Genomic DNA, 13,023 nt, shown 5'->3' on the forward strand with positions numbered 1-13,023 from the left:
CTCATCCCCTTTCGGTCGCGCGAATCGAGGCACGGATCACCGCACCGCGCCCCTGACCATGCGCAGGGTCCACCAGGCTCCGATCAGGTCCAGGACCACCCCGACCGACAGACACAGGAGCCCCCACGCCGTGGTGAACAGGAACGTCAGTGGGGAACCACCGAGCCCGGCCGACATGACCAGCCCCACCAGGGGCAACCCGCTCAGGACCAGGGCCGTGGTCCTGGGGCCCGCGGCCCGGGCGACGGCCTCGGCCCGCAACTCCTCCCGTTCGGTGAGTCCGGCCGCGAGCTCGTCCACCACGTCGGCCAGGCCCGCCCCGGTCTCCGAGGCCACCTCCCAACACGCCGCCAGGTACGCCAGGGCCCGCAGGTCCTCCTCCCGTTCCGCCGCACGGCGCAGCGAGGCGACGTCCGACAACCCGCCCACGAGGGGTCCGACCTCGACCGAGGCCGTGGCCAACGCGGGTTCGGGCGGCTGTCCGGCCCGGAGCTCGGCCGCCATCACACGGCAGAGCGAGATCACCGCCCGCCGTCGTTCGGCGCTCGTGCGGTCGGTGAACGAGGGGAGACGCCACGCCGGTGGGCGCCGGAGCACGGAAGGGGTGCCGGGCAGCAACAGGGCCAATCGGTGACGACCGCCGGGAGGGGACGACCACAACAGGGCGGCGCCCAGAGCGCACACCACCAGGAACGTCATCGCCTCCACCCTTCACCGAGTCGGAGGGAGAGCTCTGCGACCCCCGCGTACTCGTGCCGGTGGCCCTCTCCATCGAAGGCCACCGCCGGCACCGCGCTCACCAGCCCGGAGGGACGGCGCCGCAGTGTACGGACCTCGGCGAGTCGACGTCCGGCCCGATCGCGCACCAGGTGCAGGACGAGCACACCGGTGGCGGCGAGTTGGCTGTGCACGGCGGCCCGGTCCATCCCGGCCGCGCAGCCCATCGCCTCCACCCGCGCGGGGACCTCCGCCGCGCCGTTGGCGTGCAGGGTGCCGGCGCCGCCCTCGTGGCCGGTGTTCAGAGCACCCAACAGGGACACGATCTCCGGACCTCGGGCCTCTCCGACCACCAGACGATCCGGGCGCATCCGCAACCCCTGACGGACCAGGGTCTCCAGGGTCACCTCGCCGCTGCCCTCGATATTGGGCGGCCGGGTCTGGAGCCGCACCACGTGCGGATGGTCGGGGCGAAGCTCGGGGGAGTCCTCGGCCAGCACGATCCGTTGGTCCGGAGGCACCAGGGACAGGAGGCAGGACAGCAGGGTGGTCTTTCCGCTGCCGGTGCCCCCGCTGATCAGGAAGGGCACCCGGCGTTCCACCAGGGCCGCCAGCAACGCGGCCCCGGAGCGGGTGAGGGTGCCGCATTCGATCAACCGCGCGAGGCCGAACACCCGGTTCGGCGGTAGACGGAGCGAGATGCAGGCGCTGCCGGCGCAGATCGGGGGTAGGACGGCGTGCAGCCTCGCCCCGCCGGGGAGACGCGCGTCGACGTAGGGGGACGCGGCGTCCAGTCGGCGGCCGGCCCGAAAGGCCAGCCGTTGGGCCAGCCGCCGGACCTCCTCGGCCGAGTCGAAGCGCACCCCCTCGGCCCTGCGCAGGCCCTCTCCGGAGTCGACCCACACCTGGTCGGGTCCGTTGACGAGGATGTCGGTGACACCGGTGGTCATCAGCGCCTCCAGGGGGCCCGCTCCGTAGAGTTCCGCCCCCAGCTCCCTGGTGAGGTCGAGCATGTCGGTCCCGCCGAGCGGGGTGCCCTCGGCGCGCAGGGCGGCCGCGACACCGGCCGGGGTGATGGGACCTCCTTCGGCCACGAAGCGATCGCGGACGCGTTCGACCAGGGCCCTGCGTCGCGCGGCGGTCACCGGGCCGGTGTCCCGTTCCGGGCCGGGCGGAGACGCGGGAGGGGGCGGGGCGTCGGACGAGCGATGTTCCCGGGTCGGCGCGGCGCGATCCGCTCCGCCTCGCCACAGACGTTCGAGGCGCGTCATCCGGCCTCCCGACGGTCGAGGAGGAGCGAGACCACCCGGTGGGCGTAGCGGGCCATCGGAGAACGGGGATGCCGCGCCGGTACCTCGCCCGCGGCCAGAGCGCGGGACAGTCCGGGTTCCGGGGGGAGGTCGGCGTCGAGTTCCACGCGCAGGTTGCGCGCGACCACCGATGCCGGCACCTCCTCCCGGGCTCCGCGTACCACCAGCCTGAGCCGGTCGGTCTCCCGGCGGAGTCGGCCGACCATCCGGGAGGCGGAGAGGACGGAGCGCACGTCGGCGGGGACCACCATCAAGACCAGGTCGGAGCCGTTCAAGAGGGCTCGGGTCGCCGGGTCGAAGGAGCGTGGCAGGTCGACGACGACCAGGTCGGCGCCGCGTCGAGCGGAATCCAGGACCGAGCGGGCCGTGCCCGCCGGGAGGGGGAGACCCTGGGCGTCCTCGTCGCCTCGTGCCCAGGTGAGCACGCTCACCGGGCCGGCCCGGGGCAGGCCTTCCCGGAGGATCCGCCAGGGGGTCCGGGACCGCCGATCGGCCAGATCTCCCCATCCCGTGCGGGGAGAGGAAGGGGAGCGCTCGGGGCCGAGGTGGACGTCGGGACCGTGTCCGAGGGGGTCGGCGTCCAAGAGGGCGGTGTCCCGCCCCGCCCGGCCGGCGGCCAGCGCGAGGGCGATCGTGAGCAGGCTGGCCCCGGCCCCGCCGCGCCCTCCGATCACGGAGACGACGGGCGCCGTGCCGCGTTCGTCGATCGAGGAGAACAGTTCGACGAGCGCCGCCTCGTCCCGAGGCAGTGCGAAGGAGAGGGCCCCAACGTCCCCTCGTCGGTCCGCCGGGGGCCTCGGTCCGGAGTCCGAGGATGGTTCGCGCGGTCCGGTGGTCCTCGTGGGGAGCGGGCGCGGGTCGAGGGAACGGGTGACGAGGATCGGTCGAGGCCCGGGCTCGGGTTCCGAGCCGCGCAGGGCCGGTTCCAGATCCGGGCCGACGACGACCAGAGGGGCCCGGTGCCAGGAGCGGAGCGCCTGTTCCGGGGTGCGGGCCACGGTGATCTCGGTGGCCGCGGCGGCGGCCACCCTGCGCAGGTCGTCGAGGAGCGCGGGGTCTTCGGTGACGATGAGGGGGTGGCGCGGACCGTCCATCGGACCTCCGGGAGGCGGCGGGGCTGCTTCTTCGACCATGGCCGACGCCGGAGAGGGAGGGAAGCGGGGTACGCGGATCTGTGGACAACCCTCGACCGCTCGGGGGACCGAGACGGGAGGGGCGAGGTCCACCCGGCGGGCGGGACACACGCACGGGGGCGCTCGTGTGTCCCGGCCCGTCAGGTGTGACGGAGCGGATCCCGTGGGCCGACCCCACAGGGGGGACCTGGGGCGACCCGACTCCGGTTCCGGGGGTGGATCGGAGCCGACCCGGGGGCGGGTCGTCGTTCCGCTCTCCTGGGGAGGATCGAAGGGCGCGGTGGGCGCTCCCCCGATCGAGGAGAAAGGCTCGTGGATTCGAGTCCTGTGGGGAACGGCCGGCGATCTGTCATGCGTGACATGTCCGCATTGTCGATGTCCCGGCCGAGGACGTACCCGTCCCGGTGTGTTCGCCGGATGGGCGTGGTCCTTCGCTCGACTTCCGGATCAGACGTTACCACGAGGATTCGCTTATGGTCTCGCGAATCGAGAACGGGAAAACGATTGTTCGTCTTTTCGATGAAGGGAGGACGGCGCACAAAGAAAGAAGGCCGTGGGGTGATCGTGTCCCGGCGCGGATGTTCGGAACCCGCGTGTCGAAGCGGATGTAGGGCCTGACCAGTGTCGGTGGTACCGGGTTTCACCGGCTTGGTGTGGAGTTTTACGGCTTCCGGTGGTCCGTTTCGTCGGGTCGGAAACGGGAACCCGGTATCTCCACTCGAGGCGCCCTTCCATCTGCGCGTGCATCTGCACGCGGCAATCCGACCATTCCCAGACTTCCAAGCGTGACCGAACCGATATGAATGGTCGGGCTACTGGTTGGTAAATAAACTTGTTCGGTGAAGCGGAGCGGCTTTCCCGGAAACGCCGCGAAGGCCGTTCCCGGGAGAACGGACAGAGCCTCAGCCCCGCTTGAGCGCCTCACAGGTCGCCAGGGAGTCCTGGGCTCCGGCGAGCACCGCACGGCAGCAGTACACGATCCAGCCGCCCACGCCCTCGGGGGTTCCCGCCATGTACCCGCGCAACGCGGGACCGTACTCGTCCTTCAGCGTCCTGTGCCCCGACTCGGAGGCGACCAGGGACTTCGGGTCCAGGCCGCGTTCGATGAGGGTCAGGCGCTCGGCGGCACGCGCGACCAGGCCGTCCCCCCAGCCGAACGGGCGGATCGCCATCAGTTCGCCGTGCACGAGAGAGGAGGTGACCAGGGCGGGCACCTTGGTCCGGGACTCCAGCAATCGGTACAGGCCTTCGAGGCGGGCGGAGGCCACCGCGGCGCTCGGAGCGGGACCCAGCTCCAGCGGGTCCTCGATCCGCTCGCCCTCCAGACGGGGGCGCCCCAGGGCCTCTTCGGAGACCGCGTCGGCGGCGGCCAGCGTGTGCAGTCGCGCCAGGGTCTGACGAGGGGCCTTGGGCCAGGTGTCCACCAGACCGCCAAGCTCACCGCCGATCCGGAGCGCGCCCTTGATCCGTGTGTCGTACACGTGCCCTTCGCGAATCTCGTCCATCGAGACTTCGGCGCCCTCCAACGCGGCGGAGGCGCACGCTCCCCGCAACGAGGACTCCAAGGACACATCGTTGCTGCGCCGACGCAGGATCCGATGGTCCCGGAGGCGGTCGACCAGGGTCCGTGTCTCGTCGATCGCGTCGTTCACGCCCGGAAGCTCGGCGATCCGGGAGAGTGGGTCGGACAGGGAGGCAGAACTCGATTCGCTCACGTCAACCAACACTACGCGCCGGTAACACCGTGTGCCTCCACCGAGGAGCGGGCAGAACAGAACCGCTCATCGTGAACCGACGACCGCTCGCCGACCGTTCGTCGCGTGTTCGGCCCTTGCCGCCGCTGGACGCCACCCCGGCTGTTCACGAGGTATAGACCACATGGTTAATTGGGTGTCAACCGCCAACGTAAGGAGAGTCACAGTGGCCGACAGCACTCCCACGAGCCAGGAGACACTGTCCAACCTGCTCCGTGAGACCCGTAGTTTCCCGCCGCCCGCGGAGTTGGCCGCGCACGCCAACGTCAAGGCGGACGTCTACGAGACCGCGGACGCCGATCGCCTCGGCTTCTGGGAGGAGCAGGCCCGGAGGCTCCAGTGGGATCGGCCCTGGGACACCGTCCTGGACTGGAACCCGCCGTACGCGAAGTGGTTCGTCGGTGGAAGGCTCAACGCCTCCGTCAACTGCGTGGACCGCCACGTGGACGCGGGGTTGGGCGACCGGGTCGCCATCCAGTGGGAGGGCGAGCCCGGCGACAGCCGCAGCATCACCTACGCCGATCTCAAGGACCAGGTCTCCCAGGCGGCCAACGCCCTCACCGAACTCGGTGTGACCAAGGGCGACCGGGTCGCCATCTACATGCCGATGATCCCGGAGACGGTCGTGGCCATGCTGGCCTGCGCGCGTCTGGGCGCCGTGCACATGGTGGTCTTCGGCGGATTCTCCGTGGACGCTCTCGGCCAGCGACTGGACGACAGCCAGGCCAAGCTGGTCATCACCGCCGACGGCGGTTACCGGCGGGGCAAGCCCAGTGCGCTCAAGCCCGCCGTGGACGAGGCCGTCGCGACCCGCCCCACCGTGGAGAACGTCCTCGTCGTCCGCCGCACCGGCCAGGACGTCGAGTGGACCGACCGTGACGTGTGGTGGCACGAGGCCGTCGGTTCCGCGAGCACCGAGCACACGCCCGAGGCCCATGACGCCGAGGACCCGCTGTACATCATGTACACCAGCGGCACCACGGCCAAGCCCAAGGGCATCCTGCACACGACCGGCGGCTACCTCACCCAGGCCTCCTACACGCACTGGGCGGTCTTCGACCTCAAGCCCGAGACCGACGTCTACTGGTGCGCCGCCGACATCGGCTGGGTGACCGGTCACTCCTACATCGTCTACGGTCCGCTCTCCAACGCCGCGACCGTCGTCATGTACGAGGGGACCCCGGACACCCCGCACAAGGGGCGCTTCTGGGAGATCATCGAGAAGTACAAGGTCACCATCGCCTACATGGCCCCGACGGCGATCCGTACCTTCATGAAGTGGGGCGATCAGATCCCCGCCGAGTACGACCTGTCGAGCCTGCGCGTCATCGGCTCGGTCGGCGAACCGATCAACCCCGAGGCCTACGTCTGGTACCGGGAGAACATCGGCGGGGGCAGGACCCCGGTCGTGGACACCTGGTGGCAGACCGAGACCGGAGCCATCATGGTCAGCCCGCTGCCCGGCGTCACCGCGGGCAAGCCCGGCGCCGCCATGCGCGCCGTACCGGGCATCGTCGCCGACGTGGTGGACGAGAACGGGGCGTCGGTCCCGAACGGCGAGGGCGGCTTCATCGTCATCCGTGAGCCGTGGCCGTCGATGCTCCGCGGCATCTGGGGCGACGACCAGCGCTACAAGGACACCTACTGGTCGCGCTTCGAGGGTCTGTACTTCCCCGGCGACGGCGCCAAGAAGGACGAGGACGGCGACCTGTGGCTGCTCGGCCGCGTGGACGACGTCATGCTCGTCTCCGGCCACAACATCTCCACCACCGAGGTGGAGTCCGCCCTGGTCTCGCACGAGAAGGTCGCCGAGGCCGCGGTCGTCGGCGCCACCGACAAGGTGACCGGCCAGTCGATCGTCGGCTTCGTCATCCTGCGAGGCGGCCAGGAGGAGGTCCCGGAGGACCTGGTGAAGGAGCTGCGCGACCACGTCGGCGGTTCGCTCGGCCCGATCGCCAAGCCGGCCCGTCTGCTCGCGGTCCCGGAGCTGCCCAAGACCCGTTCCGGAAAGATCATGCGGCGCCTGCTGCGTGACATCGCCGAGAACCGTGACATCGGTGACACCTCGACCCTCACCGACGCGTCGATCATGGACGTGATCGCCAAGCAGCTGCCCTCTACGGGCAAGGCCGACTAGAACGTCGGTCGGCCGACGCGTGGCGCCCCGCCCCCGGAACGGGGCGGGGCGCCTTTACGGTTCGGCCGTTGACAAAACCCGAGGCCGCCGTTTTGCGTGCCGTGAGAGACATCCGTGGCAGGGCATGTGCGAGGATGCGGAGGATCATCCGCGTGTTCGGACCGAGAGAAGGGAACCCCCACGATGGTGGACAAGCCGGGTGCCGGCCGACCTGGCGCTGCCAGCGACCCCGAACGTTCCATCGGTGAGCTGGTCTCCGACGCCACCGACAACCTCTCCCGCCTCGTACGGCTCGAGATCAAGCTCGCCAAGCTCGAGGCCAAGGCGGACGCCACCAAGATCGGGAAGAGCATCGGCGAGTTCGGTGCCGCCGGTGTCGTCCTGCACCTCGTCGCGATCCTCTTCTCCGTCACCGTCGGGCTCTTCCTGGCGGAGGTCGTGGGCTGGCAGTACTGGCTCTCGTTCCTCGCCGTCACCGGGTTCTACCTGCTGATCGCGCTGATCTTCATCCTGGTCGCCGTCATCAACCTGCGACGTCGCCAGGGTCTGGCCCGTACCGCGGTCACCACCTCCCGACTCATGGGGATCCTGCGCGGAGAGATCCGTCCGCCCAAGCGGAGCGACCTCGACACCGCCGAGGAGGGCGAGACCTCCGGCTCGGCGAACAGCTAGCCCTCCCCGAGTGCTGGACGATTCGGCCGCCTACGTCGACGGCCCCTGGAACCACCGGACGGTCAGCGCCGCCGGTGCCCGCTTCCATGTGGCCGAGACGGGAGAGGGGCCCCTGGTCCTCCTCCTGCACGGATTCCCCCAGTTCTGGTGGGCCTGGCGCTCACAATTGGTGGCGCTGGCCGAGGCCGGATACCGTGCCGTCGCCGTGGACCTGAGGGGATACGGGGCCAGTGACAAGACGCCCCGCGGCTATGACCTGGTGGGTTCGGCCCAGGACATGGCGGGTCTGATCCGGGCGCTGGGAGCGGCCGACGCCATCGTGGTCGGCCACGGCGTGGGCGGGCTCGTCGGTTGGACGATGGCCTCCTACCACCCGGAGTCGGTCCGTGCCCTGGCGGTCCTCTCCGCCCCCCACCCCCGACGGGCGGCACGTGTCCTGCTCTCCGGTGGTCCGGGCGTCTCCCACATGCTCCGGGCCCAGATACCGATCCTTCCCGAGCACCGTCTGCTCACCGACGGCTGTGTCCGCGTGGGCGAACTCCTCGACGCCTGGTCCGGGCCGGGATGGCCCCACGCGGAGACGGAGGAGCGCTACCGGCTGGCCTTCGCGATCCCGAAGGTCTCGCACTGCTCGCTCGAATACCACCGGTGGATCTTCCGATCGCGCTGGCGTACCGATGGGCTCCGCTACGCCCTGCGTATGCGGACCCCGTTGCGCATCCCCGTCCTTCAACTGCACGGATCGCTGGATCCGGTCTGCCCTCCGAAGGTCGCTCGGGCCTCGGGGGGTCTGGTCCGGGGCCCGTATCTCTGGAAGCCGGTGGAGGGGACCGGGCACTTCCTTCATGAGGAGAGCCCGAACGAGGTGAACGAGGCTCTCGTAGGCTGGACGAGCGAGATCGGAACGGCGGTGGGGGACGGATGACGACCCGAACGGACGACGCACGCGATCGGAACCCCGAGGGGCGCGCCCAGAATCAGCGGCCTCGCGACCGCTATGGGCGGCCGATGCCGCACGGTAGCAGGGGAGAGGTCGAACGGGTCCCCGACGACGCCGAGTTCACCGTGGAGGAAGGGTTGAACGAGGCCCAGCGTCTGCTCGATCAGGGGTACGCCTTCACCGCGCACGAGGTGCTCGAAGCGGTGTGGAAGTCGTCCCCGGAACCCGAGCGCGAGCTGTGGCGCGGGTTGGCGCAGACCGCGGTCGGGGTCACCCACGCCCAGCGCGGTAATCGGGTGGGTGCGGCCCGCCTGCTCCGCCGGGGCGCCGAGAGGGTGGAACCGTTCGGACCGAACGCCCCGCACGGCGTGGACGTGGCGGGGGTGGCCGGGTTCGCGCGAGGGCTGGCCGACGACCTCGACGCGGGACGCGCGACCTCCGGGGACGGTATCGACCCCTCGGGAATGCGGCTCCGCACCGCCTAGATCCGGTTGGACCGAAACCCCCGCGCAGCCGAGGCGCAGGGGGCCACTGTGGCGCTCGCTGCCTCCTGTGGCCCCTGGGGGCGAAGAGGGACATTCCTGCTTCATGCTTCTATGTGTGGTTTAGTGTGCCGATGGCGTTAAAGCATTATGCAACGTTATTCGAGTGCCAAAGGCTCGTTGAAACTATTTATCCGAATCATGAGATCACCGGGGGGTCACATCTTCCGGCTCTCTTGAGAAAATGCCGAACCGGCCCTCTTATTCATTCTGATTCGTGCGTACAATCCCCGGATCACCGTTCGCGAGAACGCCACGCGAGCGGCGTGTACCACACAGAAGGGTGGCACCGCTTCGACCCCGACACGTGTGCCGTCACTCCAGTTCATGAGCCTTTCGGACGGCGGCGCACACACCGCGGTGCGCGGCACCGGAGCCCGTGAGACGGCTGTTCCGCACACCTTGGACGGCGGGGCCGAAAAGAAAGTGCCCGTCTCAAGGAGGACGGATTGTCTGGGCTCAACCTCGCCGCGGGAAGCGGCATGGTCCTGGCACTGGAGGGCAGGGATCTCACACTTGTCATCGTCGTCATGGTGGTCGCGCTACTCGCGCTCGCCGTGGCGGGAATGCTCGTACGTGAGGTACTCTCCGCCGGCCAGGGCACCGAGCGAATGCGCAATATCGCGGTCGCGGTTCAAGAAGGGGCCGGGGCCTACCTGAAGCGACAGTTCCGCACCCTCGCGGTCTTCGTCGTCGTCATCCCACTACTTCTGCTGATGCTCCCCGCCGACACCTGGGGCATCGCCATCGGCAGGTCGGTCTTCTTCGCCCTCGGAGCACTGCTCTCCGCGGCCACCGGGTTCATCGGCATGTGGCTCGCGGTCCGCGGCAACGTCCGTGTGGCCGCCGCCGCCCGAGGAGGCGGCGAGAACGACGGTCGTACCGCGATGCGGATCGCCTTCCGCACCGGTGGCGTCGCCGGCATGATCACCGTCGGCCTCGGCCTCTTCGGCGCCGCGCTCGTCGTCGTCCTCTACCGGGGCGACGCGCCCATCGTCCTGGAGGGCTTCGGCTTCGGCGCCGCCCTCCTCGCGATGTTCATGCGTGTCGGCGGCGGCATCTTCACCAAGGCCGCCGACGTCGGCGCCGACCTCGTCGGCAAGGTCGAACAGGGCATCCCCGAGGACGATCCGCGCAACGCCGCCACCATCGCCGACAACGTCGGGGACAACGTGGGCGACTGCGCGGGCATGGCCGCCGACCTCTTCGAGTCCTACGCCGTGGTCCTCGTCGCCTCGCTCATCCTCGGCCGGGTCGCCTTCGGTACCGAGGGGCTCGTCTTCCCGCTCCTGGTCCCGATGATCGGCGTCATCACGGCCATGATCGGCATCTTCATCGTCGCCCCCAGGGCCAGGGACCGGTCCGCGATGAGCGCGATCAACCGCGGTTTCTTCATCTCCGCGGCGATCTCCGCAGTCCTGGTCACCCTGACCGCCCTGTGGTACCTGCCCGGCAGTTTCCAGGAGATGAACGGGGTGAGCGAGTCCGTCCTCCAGGAGATCGCCGCCGCGGGTACCGACCCGGACCCGAGGTTCATCGCCATCGCCGCCGTCCTCATCGGCCTGGTGCTCGCCGCCGCCATCCAGCTCCTCACCGGCTACTTCACCGAGACCGACAAGCGTCCGGTCAGGGACATCGGGGAGAGCTCCCGTACCGGGGCCGCCACCGTCATCCTCTCCGGCATCTCCGTCGGTCTGGAGTCGGCGGTCTACTCGGCCCTGCTCATCGCGGGTGCCGTCTACGCGGCCTTCCTCCTCGGAGGCGGGTCCATCACCCTGAGCCTGTTCGCCGTCGCCCTCGCGGGCACGGGGCTCCTCACCACCGTCGGCATCATCGTCGCGATGGACACCTTCGGTCCCGTCTCCGACAACGCCCAGGGCATCGCGGAGATGTCCGGTGACGTCGAGGGCAAGGGTGCCGACATCCTCACCGGTCTCGACGCCGTCGGAAACACGACCAAGGCCATCACCAAGGGGATCGCGATCGCCACGGCGGTCCTGGCCGCCACCGCTCTCTTCGGGGCCTTCCGGACCTCGGTGCAGGAACGTCTCGGGGACACCGAGGTCTTCTCCCTGTCCCTCGACGAACCCGACGTGCTCGTCGGCGTGATCATCGGCGCCGGCGTCGTCTTCTTCTTCTCCGGCCTGGCCATCATGGCGGTCGGTCGCGCGGCGCAGCGCGTGGTCATGGAGGTGCGCGACCAGTTCCGTACCCGCCCGGGGATCATGGACGGCACCGAGAAGCCGGAGTACGCGCGGGTGGTCGACATCTGCACCAAGGACTCCCTGAGGGAACTGGTCACCCCGGGCCTGCTCGCGGTCCTGGCTCCCATCGCCGTCGGGTTCGCCTTCGGGTACGCGCCGTTGGGCGCCTTCCTCGGTGGGGCCATCGCCGCGGGTGTGCTCATGGCGGTGTTCCTGTCCAACGCGGGAGGCGCCTGGGACAACGCCAAGAAGCTCGTCGAGGACGGGCACCACGGAGGGAAGGGGTCCGAGGCGCACGAGGCCACCATCATCGGCGACACCGTGGGCGACCCCTTCAAGGACACCGCGGGTCCGGCCATCAACCCGTTGCTCAAGGTGATGAACCTGGTCGCGCTGATCGTCGCCCCCAGCGTGGTGATCTACGCGGACAACGTCGTCCTCCGGGCCGTGGTGACCGTGGTCGCGGTCGGACTCCTGGTCGCGGCCGTGCTCTGGTCGAAGAACCGCGGCGCCGGCGGCGAGACGGACCCGGCCGACCTGGAGGGGAGCGTGGAGCCCGAGGCCGCTCCCGAACACGACGGCGGTACGGCGCTCGGAGACGGGGGCTCGTCCCCGTCCGGGAACGTCGACGGCGATGTGATCGGGAACGGTGAGGGAGAACGCAGGGAGGAGGCCCGCGCCGGAGACGTCGGTAAGGACTGACGGAGAAGAGGTCTTCTCCGACGAGGCCGTCCGGGGGCCGACCCCCGGACGGCCTCGTCATATGCGCACCTACCCTGAGGGAAAGACGTAGGTGAGAGGGAGTGGGTCGCGGTGTCCGGAATGAAGGGGCTGTTCGTCATCCTCGGGGTCATGTTCGGCTTCATGGCGTTCCTGGCCATCGTCGCGACGGTGGTGTCGCCGTGACCCGCACTCTGTTGCTGATGCGGCACGCCCAGGCCGAGGACGGCGCCGGGAGGGTGGATTTCGACCGTCCCCTCACCGATCGCGGGCGTGCCCAGGCCGAGTCGGTCGGCCGTCTGCTCGTCGAGCGGGGATACCGGCCGGACCATGTCGTCTGTTCCTCCGCTCTGCGCACGCGGCAGACCCTCGAGGGGGTCTTGGCGGCGATGGGTCATGAGCCCGAGGTCGACCACACCGAGGCCGCCTACCTCGCCGGACCGGAGAGCCTTCTGGAACTGGTGGGTTATGTGGACCCCGAGGTGAACACGTTGCTGGTGGTGGGACACAACCCGACCATCGCCCAGGTCGCCTCCTCCTTCGTGGGGCCCGAGGCTCTGGCGGCCTTCTCTCCGGCCACCGTGGCCTCGGTGGAGCTGGAGGTCGAGTGGCTCTACGCGGCCCCGGGAACGGGGGCCGGGTACATCCTCGGCTGATGTGACCCACGACACCACCGGAACCGTTTGCTTCGGCCGATGGGCGGGGGTAGTGTTCTCCGAGTCGCCTCCGACCGGTCCAAGGCCGCGAGGGGGGTCGAAATCCTCTCGATCGAAACGAACACGGATTCTCCGTGGGCGTGATCGGATCTTCGAATCGGACATCTTCTCTTTCTTAGCCGAAACGGTTCGGGCACTGCCCGGGGCATGTAGGATGAAAGAGTCGCTTCCCGGAAGC

10 protein-coding genes are annotated in these 13,023 nt (G+C 69.7%); 6 read left to right on the top strand and 4 right to left on the bottom strand.

The window, feature by feature from the left end; all coding sequences use genetic code 11:
• Positions 1 to 36: 36 nt before the first annotated feature.
• From D451_RS0123305 to D451_RS0123320, 4 genes are all read right to left on the bottom strand, one after another.
• Entirely contained in the window at positions 37 to 699 is a 663-nt protein-coding gene (locus D451_RS0123305) for a type II secretion system F family protein (protein WP_036568602.1), read from the bottom strand.
• A complete protein-coding gene (locus D451_RS0123310; protein ID WP_017536184.1) occupies positions 696 to 1,988 on the bottom strand; it encodes a TadA family conjugal transfer-associated ATPase in 1,293 nt (430 codons plus the stop codon). The genes D451_RS0123305 and D451_RS0123310 overlap by 4 nt, the downstream gene beginning before the upstream one ends.
• Positions 1,985 to 3,121 carry a septum site-determining protein Ssd gene (gene ssd / locus D451_RS0123315; RefSeq protein ID WP_017536185.1) on the bottom strand — a complete coding sequence of 379 codons (1,137 nt, stop codon included), beginning with the start codon at positions 3,119 to 3,121 and terminating at the stop codon, positions 1,985 to 1,987. The genes D451_RS0123310 and ssd overlap by 4 nt, the downstream gene beginning before the upstream one ends.
• A 941-nt stretch (positions 3,122 to 4,062) precedes the next feature.
• Entirely contained in the window at positions 4,063 to 4,875 is an 813-nt protein-coding gene (locus tag D451_RS0123320) for a Fic family protein (protein WP_026125303.1), read from the bottom strand.
• 205 nt (positions 4,876 to 5,080) lie between these two features.
• Between D451_RS0123320 and acs the strand changes: the two genes are divergently transcribed.
• From acs to D451_RS0123355, 6 genes are all read left to right on the top strand, one after another.
• Positions 5,081 to 7,051, top strand: coding sequence for an acetate--CoA ligase (acs, locus tag D451_RS0123325; RefSeq protein WP_017536187.1), 1,971 nt, complete (start codon positions 5,081 to 5,083; stop codon positions 7,049 to 7,051).
• Positions 7,052 to 7,234: 183 nt separating this feature from the next.
• Entirely contained in the window at positions 7,235 to 7,723 is a 489-nt protein-coding gene (locus D451_RS0123330; RefSeq protein WP_014909062.1) for a phage holin family protein, read from the top strand.
• 10 nt (positions 7,724 to 7,733) lie between these two features.
• The gene (locus D451_RS0123335) at positions 7,734 to 8,648 is read left to right on the top strand and encodes an alpha/beta fold hydrolase (protein WP_017536188.1); all 915 of its coding nucleotides are present in this window, start codon (positions 7,734 to 7,736) and stop codon (positions 8,646 to 8,648) included.
• Positions 8,645 to 9,148 (top strand): DUF309 domain-containing protein, encoded by a 504-nt coding sequence (locus tag D451_RS0123340; RefSeq protein ID WP_026125304.1) that lies wholly within the window; start codon positions 8,645 to 8,647, stop codon positions 9,146 to 9,148. The genes D451_RS0123335 and D451_RS0123340 overlap by 4 nt, the downstream gene beginning before the upstream one ends.
• 539 nt (positions 9,149 to 9,687) lie before the next feature.
• Positions 9,688 to 12,111 carry a sodium-translocating pyrophosphatase gene (locus tag D451_RS0123345; RefSeq protein ID WP_036568604.1) on the top strand — a complete coding sequence of 808 codons (2,424 nt, stop codon included), beginning with the start codon at positions 9,688 to 9,690 and terminating at the stop codon, positions 12,109 to 12,111.
• Positions 12,112 to 12,311: 200 nt separating this feature from the next.
• Positions 12,312 to 12,785 carry a SixA phosphatase family protein gene (locus D451_RS0123355; RefSeq protein WP_026125305.1) on the top strand — a complete coding sequence of 158 codons (474 nt, stop codon included), beginning with the start codon at positions 12,312 to 12,314 and terminating at the stop codon, positions 12,783 to 12,785.
• Positions 12,786 to 13,023: the final 238 nt, after the last annotated feature.

It is taken from the genome of Nocardiopsis alba DSM 43377 (assembly GCF_000341225.1).
Taxonomy (GTDB): domain Bacteria; phylum Actinomycetota; class Actinomycetes; order Streptosporangiales; family Streptosporangiaceae; genus Nocardiopsis; species Nocardiopsis alba.